Here is a 20,098-nt window from a genome sequence, read left to right as displayed (position 1 = left end):
AATGAACCTGAAGGCTAGCATAATAGTCAACTGACGCGTGAGACTTTTGCATTTGGTGTTTGAAACGGCCTCGGTCATTAGTCTAGTCCGTGCGCGACGTCGAGTTTCCCGCACAGTACCATCACATTTCAGGGAGAACAGGCGCTATGAACGTGCAACCCAATGCAGCAAGACGGGGCGGCCGCGACGCCCGCCGGACGCTTCGGACGACGCCGAAATTCGAGATGTTCCCGACGTTGAAGCGCGGCCTGCCGAATGTCGAGCCAATGAACGAGGAGCAGGTCGAGCGCATTCACAACGCCTCGATGGATATTCTCGAAGAAGTCGGCGTCGTGTTCCGCGATCCGATCGCGCTTGAGGATTGGAAGCGCGCTGGGGCCGACGTGCGGGGCGAGCGGGTCTATCTGGATCGCGCGCTGATCATGGATCTCATCAAGACGATCCCGCCGGAGATCAAATACTACGCCCGCAATCCGGACAACAATGTCGAACTCGGCGGCAAGAAGTCGATCTTCGTGCCGATGACCGGCGCGCCCTATATGCGCGACCTCGACGACGTCAGACGCGGCCCGACGATCGCCGATCTCGGCACGTTCCACAAACTCGCCCATATGATGCCGGCGCTGCATTCCTCGGCGCATCACATCGTCGAGCCGATGGACATCGTCGTCGCCCACCGGCATCTCCACATCACCTATTCGTCGATGAAACATTCGGACAAGATGTTCATGGGCATGACGACGTCGCCCAAGAACGCCGAAGACGTACTCGACATGTGCGCGATCCTGTTTGGCGCGGAATTCATGGAGACGCACGCCGTCGCCACCGGCAACTGCAACGGCAACTCGCCGCTGGTCTGGGACCAGACCATGCTCGGCGCCATGCGGGCCTTCAATCGCCGCAACCAGCCGGTTCTCTGCTCGCCTTTCGTGCTGGGGGGAGCAAACACGCCGGCCTCGACGGCCGCTGCGGTTGCCCAGCTCAACGCCGAAGCGCTTTCCGCGCTCGCCTATACCCAGGTGGTGCGCCGCGGCTGCCCGGCGATCTACGGGCATTATCTGTCGACCGTCTCGATGCAGTCGGGTGCGCCGATGGCCGGGACGCCCGAGATTTCACTGATGAACTTCATGATCGGCCAGATGGCGCGGCACTATAATGTCCCCTGGCGCACCTCGAACCTCCTCGGCGGCGCGAAAATGTTCGATGCGCAGTCCGGCTATGAAAGCGCCATGACGATGATGGCGGTGCTGATGTCCGGCGCCAACTACATCTGGCATTCGGCCGGCTGGAACGAGGCGGGGATGCATTGCTCGATCGCCAAGTTCATGGTCGATTCCGAAGTCTGCGCCATGGGCTATCGCATGGCCGAGGGGATCAAATGGGACGACTTCGAGGAAGCGCTGTCGGCAGTGCGCGATGTCGGCCCCGGCGGCCACTATCTCGGTCATCCGCATACCCAGGCGAATTTCGAAAAGGCGTTCTTTATTCCGAAACTGTTCGACAACAACTCGGTCGAACAGTGGATCGCCGACGGCTCGAAGGACATCAAGCAGCGCGCACTGGAGCAGGCTCGCTATCTGCTGTCGGAGTATCAGGAGCCTAAGCTCGAAGAGTCCAAAGACGAGGAACTGCGCGCCTATATCGATCGCCGCAGCCGCGAAATTCCCGCCGTCGACGCATTGAACGAGGATCACTGATCCTCAGACCGTCTGCTGAAGCGCGTTGCAATCTTCGGGGTTGGCTCTCGCGCTTTAGCTCTTTGTTTTTGCGGAAGAGTACCGGGAGGCGGGACATGAGGCGAATATGGGAATGGACTGATCGTGTTGCCACAAACCTGGCGGACCAGGCGACGACGTCCGTCCCGGATGAGGCAGCGCACGACACCACCGTGATCGCGGTGCTGCTGTTTCCCGGCTTCTCGATGCTCAGCCTCTCCTCATTTCTCGCACCGTTCCAAAAAGCCAATGCGATTTTGGGTCGGCAAAAGTTCCGTTGGACTTTCGCCTGCCGGTCGGGCGTCTCCGAAACCTGCGGCCTCGGCCTTGAAATGCCGACCCAGTTCCGCTTCTCGGACGTCATGCCGAATTTGGCGTCGGCCCGGCGTGCGGACATGGTCGTGATGATCTCCGACGGGGTCACCGAGCTCAGAGCATCTCCGGAACTGACCGGATCGGTACGGCTCTGCATTCGCCAGAACATACCGGTGGTCGCTCTCGGAACGGCCACATGGTTGCTCGCGGAAATGGGAGTGCTGAAGAACACCGAATGCACCATTCATTGGCAGCAATTGGCCGCCTTTTCAGAGACGTTCAACGGACCCAAGGTGATCGACGCCATCTATACCGGCGATGGCGGCATATGGAGCTGTGCCGGTGAGACCTCGGCGTTCGATCTTGCGATAGCGCTTCTCGAGCGAACGCTCGGCACCTATCTGACGGCTGATGTCTGCAAACGCAATATTGCGGATGGGGCAAGGGACCGGACGCACCGACAGATAGGCTGGTTTCCGTGGGCCGCCCATTGCGTAAGCGACAAATTACCAGAAGCGGTCGCGATGATGGAGCGGTGCCTGGACGAGCCACTGCCGCTGCAGCGCATTGCGGCAACCCTGATGATCTCCAGGCGACAGTTGGAACGCCTGTTCGAAACCTATCTCGGTACCTCGCCGCATCGATATTATGTCAAACTGCGTCTCGACCGCGCCAGGCAACTGGTGGAGGCCACCAACAAACCACTCGTCGATATTGCGGTGGCCTGCGGCTTTGTGTCGGCCTCGCATTTTTCAAAGGCCTATCGCCTTCAACATGGTCGCAGTCCCCAGCAAACCAGGCATGAACGCCTGAACAGCGTTCTGGCGTCGAAAGAGACGCGCCGTGTCGCATCGCGATAAAAACGACGCGCCCGAGATTTAATTCGGGCTGGCAATCCGCTTTCATCGACCGTTGAGAATTGATCCGAAACTCCGGTCACACCGTGCCTGGGAGGGCAGAAATGTTGATTTGTCAAAAGGCAAACAACCCAGCCGGATCAGTGCATTAAAGTCACCTGACGGTCTACTTTTTTACGTTCACGACCTTCGAAATACCTGTGTTACCAACCTGTTACTCCTCGGGAGAAGAACTGGGACGCAAGCGCCAAGACGCTCGGCGCTGCGCGGTTTCGGATGGTTGAGCGTCAATCAAATGAGGGAACTGACATCATGAAGATCAAGTCCACAGCCGCCCTGTTGGCATCATTTCTGGCGATGACCAGTGTTGCGTCGGCGGCCGATCAGGTGAAGCCGGCATGGTCGGGCATCACGGAAGAACTCTTCCAGACATTCATCGTCTCGGAAGGCTTGAAAGAGCTTGGATATGACGTCGCCGATCCGACGCAAACCCAGGTGCAACTGGCCCATGTCGCCGTCGGTAACGGCGACCTTACCTTCTATGCGGCGCATTGGGAGCCTTTGCACGAGGCCTATTGGAAGGAAGCCGGCGGCGATGCGAAGCTCATTCGCCTCGGCAAACTGACGTCGAACTCGCTCCAAGGCTATCTCATCGACAAGAAGACTGCCGATGCCACCGGGATCAAATATCTCGAAGACCTGAAGGATCCGGCGAAGGCAAAGCTGTTCGACATCAACGGCAACGGCAAGGCCGACCTCTATGGCTGCGAGCCGGGCTGGGGTTGTGAACGCGTCATCGAACATCAGCTCGACGCCTATGGCCTGCGTGACACGGTCGAGCATGACCAGGGCGGCTATTTCTCCATCATTCCTGACGCCATAGAGCGGATCAAGGAAGGTAAGCCGACGCTTTACTATACCTGGACGCCGCTCTGGGTTTCTGCCGTGCTGCGGCCGGGCAAGGAAGTCGTCTGGCTGAACGTCAAGCAGACCTCGCTTCCGGATGGCAAGACGGACAACACGACGGTGCCGGGCCTAGGCAATCTCGGCTTCCCGGTCAACGACCAGATGGTCATCGCCAACACCGCCTTCGTCAACGCCAATCCTTCGGCGAAGAAATGGTTCGAGCTGGTGCAAGTTCCGATCGAAGACATCAATGCCGAGAACAAGCTCGTCAACGATGGCGAGAAGTCCAACGAGCAGATCATGAAGCACGCGACCGATTGGGTCGCCGCCCATAAGTCCGAATGGGACAAGTGGATCGCGGAAGCCAAGGCCGCAAAGTAAGACCAAAGGCGCTGCCGCTGTTGGCGGCAGCGCCTATATATGGTGCTGCATGACGCTTCTCCGACAATGCGCAGTCGAGGCAGAACGAAGGAGCCGCCGCTACCGGTTTCTTGATGCTACCGTTGAAGCGAATGGCCGTCGAATGTGGCAGCCATCCGCGATCAGACGGTGGAAGGCCTCGGTGTCAGGATCGGCCGCGATGCGCGACAGGCGAGGTCGCCTTGAATAGACGTCCCGTGTCGAGACCGATGAGACGTGCCACAGTTGCAAGGAATCCAAGCCACAGAGCATTGAGGAGGACGGCAAACGTGTTTTCCGCCCTACAGCCATATCCACTGCGTCGTATTGGTGATAACGCGGGGGTCTCACAGGAGAAACATCTTGACCCTCAATGAACAGCACCAGATTATCTTGAACGCCTTCTACAACCCACGCTTCGGCGTTTCGCCGACGGCCACGAAAGGCGCCGTCGAGAGCCATGCGCGGAAGCACCAGTTGCAGGGGGACGACTATGCAAAAGCGTTGGATAGCGCGATTGCCGCCGGGCTCGTTGTGCCGATGGCCGGTTCCAGCCTTTCTATCCGGAATGCCGGACGCAACATGCTTCCGAGGCGCTAGTCGGTCAGCCATGTACGCAACAGCCGTTGGCGCCGCAACGCATTGGCATCAACGGCTGGCGAACTTGGTGACGCGCGAAATCCGGCAGTGTGGCTCGCCTCGGGTGAAAGCGCTTTCGTTGTCGGGCAGGCTTCTGTGATTGACGGAGGCAGAACTGAAAAGCTGCTGGTCAGGGTTTCGTGATCGCACTTATCGAAGCGGATGGCACCCGAATAATGCGCTCGTCTGCGATCAGACGACGGAACGATTCAGTTCAGGATTGCCGGCGACGCAGGACAGACAAGATTGCCTTGAATCCGACCTGAACCAAGCTGCGACCACACGCCCCCGCTGATCCAGCTTTCCTTGACGGTCATTACTCCTTGGTCGGCATGCCGGAGACGTATGCAGATTGGAAAGCTTTTCTCCGAGACATTGCCTATGTCGCGGGTCCTGATCTCGATAGGGCTTGTCGCAAATCTTCCGGCTTCGGGGCGGATCTCCAGCGAGGATCCGGTGCCCCATTTTCACAGCTGCCCTGCCTTGTATTCCCCAACCAGATTGCGACAGGCGCGGATGGTCAGAGCCATCACAGTCAATGTCGTGCCTGCTATGCCGCTGCCCGGAAAGGCACTCGCATCCGTCACGATCAGGTTAGGTACGTCCCAGCTCCGATTAAATGGATTGAGCACCGAGTCCCGGCTGGATGCACCCATCCGTGCACCGCCGGTCTCGTGGATGGCAGCGCCCATGCACATGGTCTTGCGGAACCATGTGCGGAACATGAAACGGCTGAACGGATCGGCGTCGGGGAAAGCGCCTCGGCCCATTTCGGTCAGGCCGTGCGGCGAGCCGATGAATTCGAGCTCGCCACCGACGTCGCGGACCATGTCGACCATGACCTGCTGCTGCCGGCGCAGCAGCGCGTGTTCTTCGTCATGCATGACACAGCGGATATGCGGAACGGGAATTTTCCAGGCGTCCTTGCGCTTTGGATCAAGGGTGATGCGGTTGTCGGCATAGGGCAGCATGCGGCCGAAGCCGAAAAAGGCGAGACGTGCAGGAGCATCATCCGGCGTAGGCGCACGGCCGACACTGCCTTGATAATTGAAATCGCCGCGCGTGGATGATTGCGCGTCGAAGCGCGGTATGAAGATGCCGCCGGACGGATTGTAGAAGGGATCCGCAGGCGCGGAATCATCTTCCGCCCAGCCTCTGGCTTTCGCAAAGGAGCCGAAAGCCAGGCAGGGAAGCTGGTCCATGAAATAGCGCCCGAGGGTGCCTGAACTATTGCCCAGCCCCTGCGGATGCCGGGCCGAAGCCGAATTCAACAGCAGGCGGACACTTTCGATCGGCGAGGCCGAAAGCACGACCAGATTTGCCCGGATGGTCTCCACCCCGCCCGTGAGGCGGTCGATGAATTCGGCGCCGGTGGCACGGCCACCTTGCTCGTCGGTCAATATCCGGCGCACGATCGCGTCATGGCGGATGGTCAGGCGCCCGGTGGCGAGCGCATCGCGCAAGGGCCGTGGCGTCCGCTCGGTTTCAGGCGCGATATAGCGCCAGGAGACAACGTGTCGGTCCGGCCAGCGCTCTTCCACTGCACGTTTGAAAGTCTCTTCCGCGGGCGTCAGTTTCGCCGGCTTGGCATAGACGCCGTCCGGCAGGGTCGAAACGCCATCTGCATTGCCATAAAGCCCGAGATGGGATTCGACTTCGGCATAGTATGGCTGCAGTTCATCATAGGAAATCGGCCAATCGACGCCGCTGCCGGTCAGCGTCTTGATCTTGAAATCGTCATCGGTCCAGCGCAGCAGAACGCGGCCGAAGCTGTGCAACCGTCCGCCGGCCTGACGGCCACGGATCCACAGAAATGGCGCATCCTTCTGCGTCGTATAGGGGTTCTTGCGATCATTGACGAAGAAGTGGCTGAACCGCTCGGTAAAGAACGCCGCTCGCGCCTGGATGGGCTGGCCCTTGATGGTGGCGCGGGCGCGCTCCCAGATATTGATGCTGCTGGCCGGCAGCTTCTTGCGGGTGGGATCGAAATCCCTGGTACCGACTGCCGGGCCGGCTTCGAGCAGAAGCACGGAAAGCCCCTGCGCGGTCAATTCCTTGGCCGCAAAAGATCCGGCCGCGCCGGATCCGATCACCAGCGCATCGTAAATGGTCTGAGACATCTGTCATTCCGTATGTTGTAGAGGCAGCGTCAGAGGCGCACGCCATCGGCGTCGAAAAGGGAAGCCTTGGCGATGTCCAATCCGGGTGAGATCATCTCGCCCGGCTCCAGCGTCACATCGCCCATGACCCTGAAGGAAAGGCCTTCGCCGGCCCATTCGAACCAGACCACGGTGTCCGTGCCCATTGGCTCGACGACGGAAACCACGCCCGGGATGGTCGGCAAATCTTTGGTCCTTTCGTCGGAGACGAAATGCTCCGGCCTGAGCCCGAGCGTTGCTGGGGATGCTTTCGGCTCAGTCGCGAACGGATAGGCCGAGAGATCGACCTGCAGGTCCTTGCTTTTGAACATGGGGGTGCGATCCCGGAGCACGATCTCGCCTTCGATGAAATTCATTGCCGGAGACCCGATGAAGCCGGCCACATAGCGATTGGCCGGCTGGTGATAGATCTGTTTCGGCGTGCCGAGCTGCATGATCCGGCCCTCGCGCATGACGGCGATGCGGTCGGCGAGCGTCAGCGCCTCCACCTGGTCATGGGTCACATAGATCATGGTATTGCCGAGCTGCTGGTGCAGTTTCTTGATTTCGACGCGCAATTCATTGCGTAGCTTGGCATCGAGATTGGAAAGCGGCTCGTCGAAGAGAAAGACGCTGACCTCCCGCACCAAGGCCCGGCCGATCGCCACGCGCTGGCGCTGCCCGCCGGAAAGCTGAGCAGGACGGCGGTCGAGCAGGTTTTCCAGATGCAACAATGCCGCGGTCTTTTCGACGCGACGAGCAATTTCGGTCTTCGGCAGGCCGGCAACCCTGAGGCCGAAGGAAAGGTTCTTGCGGACAGTCATGTGCGGATAAAGGGCATAGGACTGGAAGACCATGCCGATACCGCGGTCCTTTGGTTCTTCCCAGGTTACATTGCGGCCCGAAATCCAGATTTCGCCTTCCGACGTCTCGTTGAAGCCGGCGATCGTGTTGAGAAGCGTGGATTTTCCGCAGCCGGACGGCCCGAGCAGCACCAGGAATTCGCCGACGCCGATATCCAGCGATAGCCGCTCGATGACGGTATGCGTGCCATAGGCGATCTTCAGATCGCGGATGGAAATCGATGCGTCCATAAGGTCTACCCTTTCACCGCGCCGGCGGCGATGCCACGGACGAACCAGCGCCCGGAGAAGAAATAGATGGCGAGCGGCACGAGCGCCGTGAGGATGGTGGCGGCCATGTTCACATTGTATGCGCGCTCGCCCATCGTCGTGTTGACGATATTGTTGAGCTGCACAGTCATCGGCAGGTTGTCGCGGCCGGCGAAGACGAGCCCGAGCAGGAAATCATTCCAGATGCCGGTGAACTGGAAGAGCGAGGCGACGACGATCATCGGCACCGATAGCGGCAGCATGATCTCGAAGAAGATCCGCCAGAACCCAGCGCCGTCGACACGCGCGGCGCGGCAAAGCTCTTCCGGAATGTTGACGAAATAGTTGCGGAACAGGAGCGTCACCAGCGGCAGGCCGAAGATCACATGAACGAGGATGATGCCGTCAAGCGAATTGTAGAGCCTGAGGTTCGCCATCATCCTCACCATCGGATACAGGAAGATCTGATAGGGGATCAGGCCGCCGGCCATCAGCAGCGCGAACAGGATGCGGGCGCCCGATGACCGCCAGAAGGACAGCGCATAGCCATTCAAGGCGCCGATGAAGACGGAGATCGCCACCGCCGGAACTGTGATCTTGACCGAATTCCAGAAGCCTGCGCGGACGCCGACGCATTCTATGCCCATGCAGGCGCCGGACCAGGCCGTGCTCCAGGCGCTGAGGTCGAGCTTGTGGGGAAAGGCAAAAATCTGGCCGAGCCGGATTTCGTCCATGGTCTTCAGCGAGGTGACGATCATGACGAAGAGCGGCAGCAGAAAAAACAGCGCCGCGACGAAAAGAAATGCATAGACGCCGATCCGGCCGGGTGTGAGACGAGACGGTTTCGGTCCGTTGGGACGTGGGCTGTCGGTCATTGGACACCTCCCTGGCGTCTCGCCCGCATATGCAGCGCATAGCGGATGGGGGCGACGATTGCGATCACGGTGAGCACCAGCACGGTGGCGCCGGCCGTCGCGAGCCCGAGATTCTGTCGCTGGAACAGGCTGTCCATGATGAATTTGGCCGGCACTTCCGTCGCATAGCCCGGCCCGCCATCGGTCATGGCGACGATCAGGTCATAGGTCTTGATGACGCCCATGGCGAGCAGCATGCCGGCTGCGGCTAGCGCCGGCCCAAGCTGCGGCAGGATGATGGAAAGATAGATGCGCCAGACGGGGATGCCATCGACCTGGGCGGCGCGCCATTGTTCGGTTTCGATGCCGCGCATGCCGGCGAGCGCGATCACCATGACGAGGCCGGCACCCTGCCAGATACCGGCAATGACCACAGCGTAGATTGCCATCTTCGGGTTGACCACCCAATCGAAGCTGAAACCCTGCCAGCCAAAGGCACGAAAGCTCGCCTGAATGCCCAGCGTCGGGTTCATCAACCACTGCCAGACGAGACCGGTTACCACGAAGGACATGGCATAGGGATAGAGAAAGATCGTCCTGAACATGCTCTCGAAGCGGACTTTCCTGTCGAGCACGGCGGCCAGCAGGAAGCCGAGGACAAGGCAGCCGGCGACGTAGAGAAGGCCAAAGACAGTGACGTTCTGCAGCGCCGCCAGCCATTTCGGCGTCGAGAACAGCTTCGCATATTGCGCGAAGCCGACATAGTTCGACGACGGAAACAGGGTCGAATCCGTGAACGACAAGCGGATCGACCATAGCATCGTGCCGATATAGACGACGATCACCGCTGCCCAGGTCGGCAGCAGCGCCGCAGTGGCGGCATATGAACGCTTTGGCCTTCGCATCATCGAAAACTCGCTGGGGTCAGAATCTCTTGAACCAAGCCATCCATTTATTGCGTGTCAGTGCAATCGCATATGACGAAAGACCCTCTCTGGCCTGCCGGCGTTCGTCGCTGAAATCGATCCACCGGATCGATTTCTCCGCTTCGCGCACCGCTTCTCACCCCCCACAAGGGGGGAGAAGACTCGCGGTATGCTGCTTGCCTCAATTAGGGCACAGCGGAGCCGCGGGTTAAGCCCCTCCCCCTTGTGGGGAGGGGTTTGGGGCGGGGTTTTCACGTCAATATGACAGCTCTAAATTAGACACGGATGGCCGAATATTCGGACCATATTACTGGAAGATGCTCGAGAATTTGGCGGCTTCCTCGTCGATATTGGCCGAGGAATTGCTCCAGAATGCGTCAACATAATCCGTCAGCGCGCCGGCCTGCTGTGGCGTGAGAATGATGGCCTGGTCCGGAACGATCTTGCCCGTGCTCATCAGCTCAAGACCCTTCTGGGCACAGACATCGAGTTGCGACTTGTCGACATCGGTGCGCATCGGGATCGAACCCTTCTTGATGCTGAACGCCACCTGCACCTTGGGGTCCATGACAACCTCAGCCAACAGCTTCTGCGCCTTGTCCTGACTGGCATCGCCGGTCTTCGGATAGTCGAAGGAGTCGGCGACATAGACCATGCCTTCGGATTCCGGCACGATCATGCAGCCATAATCCTTGCCCGGCACCTTGCCGGCAACGATGAATTCACCCTTGGCCCAGTCACCCATGAACTGCACGCCGGCCTTGCCGGTGATCACCATGGCTGTCGCATCGTTCCAGTTGCGGCCCGGCGCGCCCTCATCGACGTAAGCTCGCATCTTGCCAAGAATGGCCAGCGTCTTCTTGATCCCGTCGACGGATTTAGCGCTGTTATCCTTGTCGACATAGATCTTCAGGAAGCCGTCGATGCCCACCTGGGACAGGAGGATCATGTTGAACACCTTGGTCTCCTGCCATGACTGGCCACCCCAGGCGATCGGCAGAAGGCCGGTTGCCTTCAGCTTGTCCATATCGGCAAAGAATTCGTCCCAGCTCTTCGGCTCGCCGGCAATGCCGGCCTTGGCGAACGCTTCCTTGGAATAGAACATCCAGCTCTCGCCATGAGCGCCGGTGGGGGAAAGGTAGACCTTGCCGTCATAGGAGATGAAATCGTAGATCGTCTTCGGCAGGACATCCTTCCATTTTCCCGCCGCAGCGATGTCGTCAATCGGGTTCATCAGGCCTTGTTTGATGAAATCGGCCGGATCATGGCCGATGACCACCTGCTTGGCGGTGGGCGGGTCGCCGGCGACGACGCGGTTCTGGAAGGCGGCATCCGCCGCGCCGAAGCCGGCGATCGACGAATCCTTCCATTCCCCTCCCCGCTTCTCGAATTCGCTGCGGATCACATTGAGCGCCGCTGCCTCGCCGCCGGATGTCCAGGATGTCATGACTTCCGCCTTCGGCTTATCCTCGGCCCGAGCGGGCGCGGAAACCGCAATCAATGCGGCTCCGGCAAGCAACAGTTTCATTGCATTCTTCATCGTTCCACCTCTTAAAAGGCCCTCTTTGCGGGGCCGTTGATCGTTCGGTCTTAGAAGTCAGCGATAGATCGGCAGCAACGCCTGTCGGACAAGCGTCAGTCCATTGGCAATATCGCGCACCGGATCGGGCGCTGCGTCGAGTTCGAGAATGGCCCAGCCTTCATAGGCCCGATCGCGCAGCAGCCGGATCCAGGCAGGCCAATCGACGCGCCCCAAACCAAAGCCGCAGAAATACGGCTGATGACGCTCGTGGATCTGTGCATCGATCGGCGTATCTGATGGCATCGGCCCGATCGCGTCCTTCCAGTGGGCGATGATCATCCGCTCATGGTGACGATCGACCAGTTGGATGGGATCGGAGCCGGCGACGATCACGTGGGCAGTGTCGGGGCACATATGCACATAGGCCGGATCGGTGAGCAGCATCATCAGATCGACGTCACGCGCAGACGCGAAGATCGAATGGGCCTCGGTGTGAAGCGCCAGCCTAACGCCCCTGGCGTAGAGAACGGCACCGAGACGATTGAGGAAATCGGCGATCTTGCGGGCATTGTCGAAATCATGGAAGCGCACCGGCTGCGCGCCGAGCGTCTGGCGCAGCGGCGCGCCGATGACCATGATGTCACTGCCGCATGCCCTCAGGAAATCGGCATATTTCTCAGCTTTTTCGATCAGCGCGGCCTGCGCCTGCGGATCGGTGAAATCGCCGGCCGCTTCGAGTTCAGCGAAAAAGCCGCTGCTGAGTTCAAGGCCGCGATTTGACAGCTCGGAGGCGAAGGCTTCGACCGAGCCATAGGTCTTGATCGCATCCTGCCAGTTGAACGGCGAAAAGGTGAGCTCGACGCCGGTCACGCCAGAGGCCTGGACGCTGTCGAGAGCCTTATCCCAGAAGGCGCGCGGCTGTGCACGGGCATAGTCGGTGATCGCATCAAAGCCATCGACACCCCAGAAGCCGGGGTGAAAGAAGGTCACGAGATCGACACCGAAGCGAAGCTTGTTGGCGGCAGCCATTGCTGTTCCATTCTCACCGCGCGAAACATCGTTTGCGGAGTCTCCTCCACATCGAAAATCCGCTTAAATTCCATTATGTTACAGATGGCAATCGTTTGCCATAGGTCGATAATAACCGGGCCGCTTTGCTTTGCAAGCATTTTTTGGCAATCGTTTGCCAAATGACGCGAATTGCCATAGCATCCGGACCGCATGCATCCGGAGGAAAGAGCAAAGCGTGAAGAAAAACAAAAACTTGCTCGGGGAGGATTCCGGCCCGTTGATGGCCGACGTGGCGCGCCGCGCCGGGGTGGCAATTTCCACGGTCAGCCGCGCGCTCGCCAATCCCGCGCGCGTCAATGAGAAGACCCGCGCCAGGATCAGTGCCGCAGCCGAAGCTCTCGGCTATACGCCGAACGCCATGGCGCGCAATCTCAGAGTCGGCAAGTCCAATATCATCATGATCATCCTGCCGGGCTCGCTGCACTATGGCGCCTCGCAGATCATCCCGCAGGTGCTGCAGGCGATCAATCAGTCCTTGATCCAGAACGGCTACAATCTGATGATTGCCAACCTGGATCGCGACGAAACCTCCGAGCGGCACATTCTCAACCTTGCCTTTGGCGGCTCGGTGCGGGGGGCGATCATCCTGTCATCGAAACTGCCCGAAGTCGGCGGCCGTTCGCTCGCCGAGGCCGGGCTGCCGATCGTCTCGCTGCTTCTCGATATGAGTGAAGCTGCCGTTCCGTCCGTGGTCACCAATGATCGCAGCGCGATGGCGGAGGCCGCCCGGACATTGATCCAGCTTGGCCATCGGCGCTTTTTCTATATAGCGGGACCATCAGACAATTATCACGACATCGAGCGCTTCGGCGGGGTGGTCGATGCCTTTCACGAGGCTGCGCTGAACCCAGCATCGATCATCCGCTCAGGCGGCATATTCTCCTACCAGCACGGTTTCGAGGCCGGACAGCAGGCGATCGAGGATTTTTCAGCCCTTGACGTCAAGCCAACTGCCGTTATCGCCGAGTGCGATGATATGGCGATCCCGTTCATCAGCGGGGTGCAGGCCCTAGGCTGGCGCATCCCCGAGGATCTCTCCGTCGTCTCCTTTGATGGCTCGCCGGTCTGCAAATATTGCCATCCGCCGCTGTCGACGATCGAGCAACCAGTGGAGGAGATGGGCAAGGCGGCGGTGGCGAACCTGATGCAGCAGATCGATGATGCCGAACAGGAAGCCCCGATGCGGCTGGTTGTTCCGAGCAGGCTGATCTTGCGGAGAAGTGTCTCGACAGCTCCGCCCGTTGATCTTACGTCATAGCGATTTCCGGGTACTCGAGTCTGGTCCCGATGAGGAAGAAGGTATTAGCCCCGCGACGGGACCAATATTCCACGCTGAAACACATCAAAGTGCGCGATCCAAGTCGCGCCTACACATTCTGGTCCGGCCAGGCAATTCCTGTATAGTCGCTGCGCGCACGCACCGGGAGAATCATGACCAGCGGCCTCCACCATATCACCCTGATCACCGGAAGGATTCAGGACAATGTCGATTTCTATGCCGGTTTTCTCGGCCTGAGGTTGGTCAAGCGCACTGCAGGTTTCGAGGATGCGACGCAACTTCATCTTTTCTACGGCGATGCCGAAGCGACACCGGGATCCCTCGTTACATTTCTCGCATGGGAAAACGGCTCGCATGGCCGTGTCGGGCACGGTGCAGCCGGGGAAATCGCGTTCACCATCCACTCCGGCTCCATCGGATTCTGGCTGACCCGCGCCCTGACGTTCGGCGTCAAGGCCTCCGGCCCATCACCGGAATTCGGGGAACCGATGCTGCGGCTGACTGATCCCGACGGTGTCATCGTCAAGATCGTCGGGGTTGCCGATGTCGGAGAAACGAGACCCTGGGTGACGCCGGGAATAAGCAGCGCCGATGCGATCCAATGTCTGCACAGTGCAACGATCTTTTCCGAGAAGCCGTCCGACACCGTCGAATTTCTGACCCGGAATATGGGTTTTGCCGAGCGGACAAGAAGTGAGACGATTGTTCGCCTGGCCTCGGATTCCGGTAGCCTTGTCGATGTTCGCGATGCGTCAGGTTTCTGGACGGCGGCGCCCGGCACCGGGACCATCGACCATATCGCCCTGCGCGCACCCGATCGGAGCCATGTCGAAGACGTTGCGCGACAGCTCCAGGCGCAGGGTTACGACGCCATCAATGCCCATGACCGCAAATATTTCTACTCGCTCTATGTGCGCGAGCCGTCAGGCACGCTGATCGAACTTGCCACTGACGGCCCGGGATTTACCGTCGACGAACCGTCTGATGCTTTGGGAGAGCGACTTTTCATCCCGCCGCAGTTTTCGGACGACGACAATATTCGCGTCGTGCTGCCGCAATTCGGGCTGCCGGGCGAACCGCACACGCTCTACCGGGAACTGCCCTTCATTCACCGCATTCATGAGCCCGACCAGCCCGATGGCTCGGCAGTGATGCTGCTGCATGGCACCGGCGGAAACGAGACCAGCCTGCTGCCGCTTGGCCGGCGGCTGTTTCCGAATTCGACATTGATCGGTCTCAGAGGCCGGGCAGTCGAGGAAGGCGTCGCGCGCTTCTTCATCCGCTTCGATCCCACGACTTTCGATCAGAGGGATATTGCTGCCGAATCCATGGCCCTTGCGGCATTCGTCGAGGGTGCAACAGAAGCCTATCGCCTTGATCCGCAGCGGATCACCTTTGTCGGCTATTCCAATGGCGCCAACATGATCGGCGCCACCCTGCTGCTGCAGCCGGGTCTGGTCCATCGCGCCATATTGATCCGGCCGATGATGGTGCTGGATAGCGTGCCAGACTCCGCTCGCTCTGACGCACATGTCCTGATGTTGAGCGGCGCGAACGATCCCTATCAATCCTACGCTGCCCCATTGGAACATGCCCTTATCGCTGCCGGCGCAGTGGTGTGTCACGAGAATGTCGATGTCGGCCACGGCCTATCGGACAAGGATGAAGCGCTGGCCGCGGGATGGCTGCAAACCCGGCATTGAGACCCCTTGTCCAAGAGCTCGAGTTCGCCGGTCGCGTTGCGAATGGATACGCCACTTGGCGCGGTGGCAGCAACCGGCGGAGACGCGTCCAATAGAAGCAGAGAGGGGTTTGTGCTTGCGCTGTTTGTCGGATGGTCGCAAAGCCCTGTTGCAATGCGTGGCAATGGCCTACAACGACATCGCATTGTTTGAATTCGCTAAACGAAAGTCTATCCATGCCTACCCAGCTTTCCCTCTCGCGCGACAGAATTTCCGTGCTTCTGCTTGAAGGCATCAGCCAGAGCGCCGTGGACTATTTTTCGTCGTGCGGATACACCAACCTCGTGCATCTACCGAAAGCGCTCGACGACAAGGATCTCAAAGCCCATATCGCCGATGCGCATATCATTGGCATTCGCTCCCGAACGCAGCTGACAGACGAGATTTTCGAATCCGCCAAGAAGCTGATTGCCGTCGGCTGTTTTTCCGTCGGCACGAACCAGGTCGATCTGGAAGCGGCGCGCCGCCGCGGGATTCCGGTGTTCAACGCGCCTTATTCGAACACACGCTCGGTGGCCGAACTTGTGATCGGCGAGATCATTATGCTGACACGGCAAATCTTCCCGCGTTCGGCGTCTGCGCATCAAGGCGGATGGGAGAAATCCGCGGTCGGCAGCCGTGAGGTGCGCGGAAAAACCCTTGGCATCGTCGGCTACGGCAATATCGGCTCGCAGCTGAGTGCTCTTGCGGAAAGCATGGGCATGGTGGTGCGCTATTTCGATCTCTCTGACAGGCTGCGCCGCGGCAATTCGGAATCGATGGCTTCGCTCGGCGAGCTTCTCGAAATCTCGGACTATGTGACGATGCATGTTCCGGAGACGCCATCGACGTACAACATGATTACCGAAGCCGAGCTGCGCCGCATGAAGAAAGGTGCCATATTCATCAACAATTCTCGCGGCACTGTGGTCGATCTCGACGCGCTGGCGAAAGTCCTGAAAGACGGCCATTTGGCCGGTGCTGCAATCGATGTATTTCCCAAGGAGCCGGCATCGAACAAAGAGCGGTTCGAAACGCCGCTGCAGGGCTTGAGCAATGTTATTCTGACACCGCATATCGGCGGCTCGACAGAAGAAGCCCAGGAGCGCATCGGCGGGGAAGTCTCCCGAAAGCTGGTCGAATATTCCGATATCGGCTCAACGATGGGCGCCGTCAACTTTCCGCAGGTCCAGTTGCCTGAACGCCCGAACGGTAAGCGCTTCATCCATGTTCACGAAAACCGCCCCGGCATGCTCATCCAGCTGAACGAGATCTTCTCGTCACGTGGGCTGAATATCGCCGCCGAATTCCTGCAAACCCATGGCGATACCGGTTATGTGGTCATCGAAGTCGAGGACGCGTCCCTGACAGCCGAAGACATCCTTAAGGCGCTACGGGAGATACCGGGGACGATCAGAACGCGATTGCTCTACTGACGCATCGGGCATTGGTGCATCGCCATTGCGACCGGCAGGCGCTGCACGCGCCTCTCCTATAGTGATTTTCGTATGATGTCAGTAGTTTAGGCATTTGTCTCGGATGCCATAGCTGCTTGGCGCAGATAAGAGCCATGGCCGTACTGCACGGCGGCCGACATTCTCAATTACAGGCGCGCCCCATCCGAACCGTCCCCAATTTCAGCTTGGATACCAAGCGTATAGCGCCGATTTAGATTGCGGACATCACCTGGTGGACGCGGTTTCTGAAGTTTCACGCGTTCTTGCTCGATCAAGGTGAACTCTAGGGCATCCTGGCCTTGAACTATCCTTCGCAGATTTCTCAAGAACAAGCCAACATCGCCGAAGTAATTTTGGTCTGTCCGCACCAGGTTCTCTACGCGCTAGACTTCGACAGTAACGACATTCGAGCGCGTAATACCGTTTTCAATCTGTCGCTCGATGATCGCAAGGCGCGCCTGAGGCTGCAAGACTTCCGAAAACCTCTTAACTGTCACGGCGTGATCATCGTTATTATAGATAATCAGGAAGAACTTTCCGTCGTGGTATAAGTATGTTTCGGCGTAGGTAGTTGCCGTGCGAATATTTTCCAACGTGGAGATCGCATCCAACTTCGCTTCTATCGCATTAATCTCAGCAATTCTTGACGCCCGGTCGGGCACGCCGGGCACGACCGGGCAGCCCTCGACATAGGCGAATTCGGCGGACACAAGTCTGAACAATCGGAGCCATCGTAGGCGCTGGATGAAAGGCTCACGACTGGGATGAAGATACCCCAATGGCCTGGAAAGCCGCACATTTGGGCGCACTGACAATCCTAAGCAAGCAGGACTGACAATACAACGGTCCTACTGACAAACCAAAGGAACCCTATCATCAACTGATACCATTCAGCTATTTGGGAATTCAAGAGAAACGAATGGTGCTGCCAGAGAGGATTGAACTCTCGACCTCACCCTTACCAAGGGTGTGCTCTACCACTGAGCTACGGCAGCATCAGGACCGGCGCAGTCGCTTTCCGGTCGGGCAGGCGGGCTATTGCCATAGGTTGGCGGTGAGCGCAAGCGCCAATCATCGGAATTCCAAAGAATTTCAGCCTTGGCGAAATTCCCGCTCAGCGCCACATGCCGCGCATCTTGGCGCCGACATCGACGCGGACCTGGCGAACCGCCTGCGGCGCACGGTCGTTGGCGGCGGGCTTGGGCCAGGTGCCGACCTCGAAGAACTGCAGCAGCGTCGCCGGCAGGAAGCGGCTGCGGGAGGCGTAGACGTGACGGTCGCCCTGGGCGTTCTGGCCGTAGGTGTAGAAGCGTTGGGGGACGATGAGCGAGAGGCTGTCCCTGGCCCGCGTCATTGCCACATAGAGCAGCCGGCGTTCCTCCTCGATGTCATCCGACTGGCCGACGGCGAGATCGGAGGGGATGCAGCCGTCGACGCAGTTGAGGATGAAGACGGAGGTCCATTCCTGGCCCTTGGCCGAGTGGATGGTCGAGAGGATCAGATAATCCTCGTCGAGCGAGGGGACGCCCGGCTGGTCGCTGACGGCATCCGGCGGATCGAGCGTCAGCTCGGTGAGGAAGCGTTCGCGCGAGCCATAGCCACCGGCGATCTGTTCGAGCTGGGCGAGATCGGCCTTGCGGGCGTCGACATCCTCGTGCACGCGGGCGAGATGCGGTTCGTACCAGAGACGGGCCTGTTCGAGCTCCTGCGGCCAGCCGGCCGTGCGGACTGCCAGCGACTGGAGCAGGTCGGTCAGCGTATTCCAATGATCGGCAGCCTTGGGCGGGGCCACCAGCGCTGCCATTTCGGCGAGCGGGTCAGGCGCGACCAGCATGGCGTCGAGCGTCTTGGCTGCCGTTTGTGGGCCGATGCCGGGCAGAAGCTGCAGAAGACGGAAACCCGCCACCTTGTCGCGCGGGTTCTGGGCGAAGCGCAGGATGGCCAGCATGTCCTTGACATGGGCACTGTCCAGAAATTTCAGCCCGCCGAACTTGGCGAAGGGAATGTTGCGGCGGGTGAGCTCGATTTCGAGCGCCGCACTGTGATGCGAGGCGCGGAACAGCACCGCCTGCTGCTTCAACAGTTGCCCACGCTCGCGATTGTCAAGCACATGGTCGCAGACGAAGCGGGCCTGATCGCTCTCCTCGCGCACGGTCACCAGGCGCGGCCGATCCTCGGATTGCCGTTCGGTCCAGAGATTCTTGGTAAAGCGCTCGCGGGCCAGTTCGATCACGCCGTTGGCAGCAGCGAGGATGGGGCCGGTCGAGCGGTAATTGCGGTCGAGTGTGACGATATCGGCCCGCGGTTCGAAATTGCCGGGAAAGTCGAGAATGTTGCGGACGGTGGCGGCGCGGAAGGAATAGATCGACTGGGCATCGTCGCCGACCACGGTCAGCCCGCAGCCATCCGGCTTCAGCGCCATCAGGATCGAGCTCTGCAGCCGGTTGGTGTCCTGGTATTCGTCGACCAGGACATGGTCGAAACGACCGCCCATCTCGCCGGCCAGAACCGGGTCCACCGCCGCCTGTTGCCAGTAGAGCAGCAGGTCGTCGTAATCGAGCACGTTCTGGGCCTGCTTGGCCTCGACATAGCCGGCGAACAGCTCCCGCAGCTGCGTCTGCCAGTTGGAGCACCAGGGAAAGGCGGCGCGCAGCACCTCGTCGAGCGGAGTTTCGGAATTGACGGCCCGGGAATAGATCGCCAGACATGTCGCCTTGGTGGGAAAGCGGCTTTCCAGCTTCGACAGACCGAGGTCGTGGCGCACGAGGTTCATCAGGTCGGCACTGTCCTCGCGATCGTGGATGGTGAAATCCGGGTTCAGGCCGATCTCATAGGCATATTCGCGCAGCAGGCGGGCGCCGATGCCGTGGAACGTGCCTTTCCAGTTCATCGCCTCGGCGGCGGCACCTCCGGCGGAGCCCAGGACGTGCGCGCAGATACGTTCGACGCGGCGCGCCATCTCGCCGGCAGCGCGGCGCGAAAAGGTCATGAGCAGGATACGGCGCGGGTCTGCGCCGGCGACGATCAGATGCGCGACGCGATGGGCAAGCGTATTGGTCTTGCCCGAGCCGGCGCCGGCGATGATCAGCAGCGGTCCGGCAATAGTGCCCTGATCCGAATTGCAGCCATGCTCGACTGCGCGACGCTGCGCATCGTTCAACTTCTCAAGATAGGCCGCCGCCATCCA

General features: G+C 59.7%; 15 protein-coding genes and 1 tRNA gene. 7 read left to right on the top strand and 9 right to left on the bottom strand.

Annotation, left to right across the window (positions count from 1 at the left end):
• Positions 1 to 146 precede the first annotated feature (146 nt).
• The 4 genes from AC1D06_RS12915 (at position 147) to AC1D06_RS12900 (ending at position 4,792) form a co-directional block, all read left to right on the top strand.
• Positions 147 to 1,697 carry a trimethylamine methyltransferase family protein gene (locus AC1D06_RS12915; protein WP_477882331.1) on the top strand — a complete coding sequence of 517 codons (1,551 nt, stop codon included), beginning with the start codon at positions 147 to 149 and terminating at the stop codon, positions 1,695 to 1,697.
• A gap of 95 nt (positions 1,698 to 1,792) precedes the next feature.
• Entirely contained in the window at positions 1,793 to 2,890 is a 1,098-nt protein-coding gene (locus AC1D06_RS12910) for a GlxA family transcriptional regulator (protein ID WP_477882333.1), read from the top strand.
• Between the two features lie 309 nt (positions 2,891 to 3,199).
• On the top strand, positions 3,200 to 4,174 hold the full coding sequence (gene proX, locus AC1D06_RS12905) for a glycine betaine/L-proline ABC transporter substrate-binding protein ProX (protein ID WP_477882335.1): 975 nt from the start codon (positions 3,200 to 3,202) through the stop codon (positions 4,172 to 4,174).
• Positions 4,175 to 4,555: 381 nt separating this feature from the next.
• Entirely contained in the window at positions 4,556 to 4,792 is a 237-nt protein-coding gene (locus AC1D06_RS12900) for a hypothetical protein (protein ID WP_477882337.1), read from the top strand.
• 506 nt (positions 4,793 to 5,298) lie between these two features.
• On the opposite strand, the gene AC1D06_RS12895 is transcribed toward AC1D06_RS12900, so the two are convergent.
• The 6 genes from AC1D06_RS12895 to AC1D06_RS12870 form a co-directional block, all read right to left on the bottom strand.
• A complete protein-coding gene (locus tag AC1D06_RS12895; protein ID WP_477986530.1) occupies positions 5,299 to 6,951 on the bottom strand; it encodes a GMC oxidoreductase in 1,653 nt (550 codons plus the stop codon).
• Between the two features lie 29 nt (positions 6,952 to 6,980).
• On the bottom strand, positions 6,981 to 8,063 hold the full coding sequence (locus AC1D06_RS12890; protein WP_477986529.1) for an ABC transporter ATP-binding protein: 1,083 nt from the start codon (positions 8,061 to 8,063) through the stop codon (positions 6,981 to 6,983).
• A 5-nt stretch (positions 8,064 to 8,068) separates the two neighbouring features.
• Positions 8,069 to 8,956: a carbohydrate ABC transporter permease gene (locus AC1D06_RS12885; protein ID WP_477986527.1), complete on the bottom strand. Its 888-nt coding sequence runs from the start codon at positions 8,954 to 8,956 to the stop codon at positions 8,069 to 8,071.
• Positions 8,953 to 9,843: a carbohydrate ABC transporter permease gene (locus tag AC1D06_RS12880; RefSeq protein ID WP_477986526.1), complete on the bottom strand. Its 891-nt coding sequence runs from the start codon at positions 9,841 to 9,843 to the stop codon at positions 8,953 to 8,955. The genes AC1D06_RS12885 and AC1D06_RS12880 overlap by 4 nt, the downstream gene beginning before the upstream one ends.
• A gap of 325 nt (positions 9,844 to 10,168) precedes the next feature.
• Positions 10,169 to 11,401 (bottom strand): ABC transporter substrate-binding protein, encoded by a 1,233-nt coding sequence (locus tag AC1D06_RS12875; protein WP_477986525.1) that lies wholly within the window; start codon positions 11,399 to 11,401, stop codon positions 10,169 to 10,171.
• Positions 11,402 to 11,458: 57 nt separating this feature from the next.
• On the bottom strand, positions 11,459 to 12,412 hold the full coding sequence (locus AC1D06_RS12870; RefSeq protein ID WP_477986524.1) for a sugar phosphate isomerase/epimerase family protein: 954 nt from the start codon (positions 12,410 to 12,412) through the stop codon (positions 11,459 to 11,461).
• 217 nt (positions 12,413 to 12,629) lie between these two features.
• Between AC1D06_RS12870 and AC1D06_RS12865 the strand changes: the two genes are divergently transcribed.
• From AC1D06_RS12865 to serA, 3 genes are all read left to right on the top strand, one after another.
• Complete coding sequence (locus AC1D06_RS12865; RefSeq protein ID WP_477986523.1) at positions 12,630 to 13,712, top strand: LacI family DNA-binding transcriptional regulator; 1,083 nt, start codon at positions 12,630 to 12,632, stop codon at positions 13,710 to 13,712.
• A 173-nt stretch (positions 13,713 to 13,885) separates the two neighbouring features.
• On the top strand, positions 13,886 to 15,436 hold the full coding sequence (locus AC1D06_RS12860) for a VOC family protein (RefSeq protein WP_477882346.1): 1,551 nt from the start codon (positions 13,886 to 13,888) through the stop codon (positions 15,434 to 15,436).
• 215 nt (positions 15,437 to 15,651) lie between these two features.
• Positions 15,652 to 16,890, top strand: a complete 1,239-nt coding sequence (gene serA / locus AC1D06_RS12855; RefSeq protein WP_477882347.1) for a phosphoglycerate dehydrogenase — start codon at positions 15,652 to 15,654, stop codon at positions 16,888 to 16,890.
• Positions 16,891 to 17,294: 404 nt separating this feature from the next.
• Here serA and AC1D06_RS12850 read toward each other — a convergent pair whose 3' ends face one another.
• The 3 genes from AC1D06_RS12850 to AC1D06_RS12840 all read right to left on the bottom strand — a co-directional run bounded on the left by AC1D06_RS12850 (position 17,295) and on the right by AC1D06_RS12840 (position 20,095).
• Complete coding sequence (locus AC1D06_RS12850) at positions 17,295 to 17,633, bottom strand: hypothetical protein (protein ID WP_477882348.1); 339 nt, start codon at positions 17,631 to 17,633, stop codon at positions 17,295 to 17,297.
• Between the two features lie 198 nt (positions 17,634 to 17,831).
• Positions 17,832 to 17,906, bottom strand: a tRNA-Thr gene (locus AC1D06_RS12845).
• Between the two features lie 119 nt (positions 17,907 to 18,025).
• A complete protein-coding gene (locus tag AC1D06_RS12840) occupies positions 18,026 to 20,095 on the bottom strand; it encodes an ATP-dependent helicase (protein ID WP_477986522.1) in 2,070 nt (689 codons plus the stop codon).
• Positions 20,096 to 20,098: the final 3 nt, after the last annotated feature.

This window comes from Rhizobium sp. P2_G2 (assembly GCF_056403555.1).
The sequence above is the reverse complement of the archived record's forward strand: the minus strand, read 5'-3'. Positions and strand labels throughout refer to the sequence as shown.

Bases quoted from the DNA above. Each gene is read 5' to 3' on its own strand.
- AC1D06_RS12915 (WP_477882331.1), top strand. From the start codon at position 147: ATGAACGTGCAACCCAATGCAGCAAGACGGGGCGGCCGCGACGCCCGC.
- AC1D06_RS12910 (WP_477882333.1), top strand. From the start codon at position 1,793: ATGAGGCGAATATGGGAATGGACTGATCGTGTTGCCACAAACCTGGCG.
- proX (WP_477882335.1), top strand. From the start codon at position 3,200: ATGAAGATCAAGTCCACAGCCGCCCTGTTGGCATCATTTCTGGCGATG.
- AC1D06_RS12895 (WP_477986530.1), bottom strand. From the start codon at position 6,951: ATGTCTCAGACCATTTACGATGCGCTGGTGATCGGATCCGGCGCGGCC.
- AC1D06_RS12890 (WP_477986529.1), bottom strand. From the start codon at position 8,063: ATGGACGCATCGATTTCCATCCGCGATCTGAAGATCGCCTATGGCACG.
- AC1D06_RS12885 (WP_477986527.1), bottom strand. From the start codon at position 8,956: ATGACCGACAGCCCACGTCCCAACGGACCGAAACCGTCTCGTCTCACA.
- AC1D06_RS12880 (WP_477986526.1), bottom strand. From the start codon at position 9,843: ATGATGCGAAGGCCAAAGCGTTCATATGCCGCCACTGCGGCGCTGCTG.
- AC1D06_RS12875 (WP_477986525.1), bottom strand. From the start codon at position 11,401: ATGAAGAATGCAATGAAACTGTTGCTTGCCGGAGCCGCATTGATTGCG.
- AC1D06_RS12870 (WP_477986524.1), bottom strand. From the start codon at position 12,412: ATGGCTGCCGCCAACAAGCTTCGCTTCGGTGTCGATCTCGTGACCTTC.
- AC1D06_RS12860 (WP_477882346.1), top strand. From the start codon at position 13,886: ATGACCAGCGGCCTCCACCATATCACCCTGATCACCGGAAGGATTCAG.
- serA (WP_477882347.1), top strand. From the start codon at position 15,652: ATGCCTACCCAGCTTTCCCTCTCGCGCGACAGAATTTCCGTGCTTCTG.
- AC1D06_RS12840 (WP_477986522.1), bottom strand. From the start codon at position 20,095: ATGGCGGCGGCCTATCTTGAGAAGTTGAACGATGCGCAGCGTCGCGCA.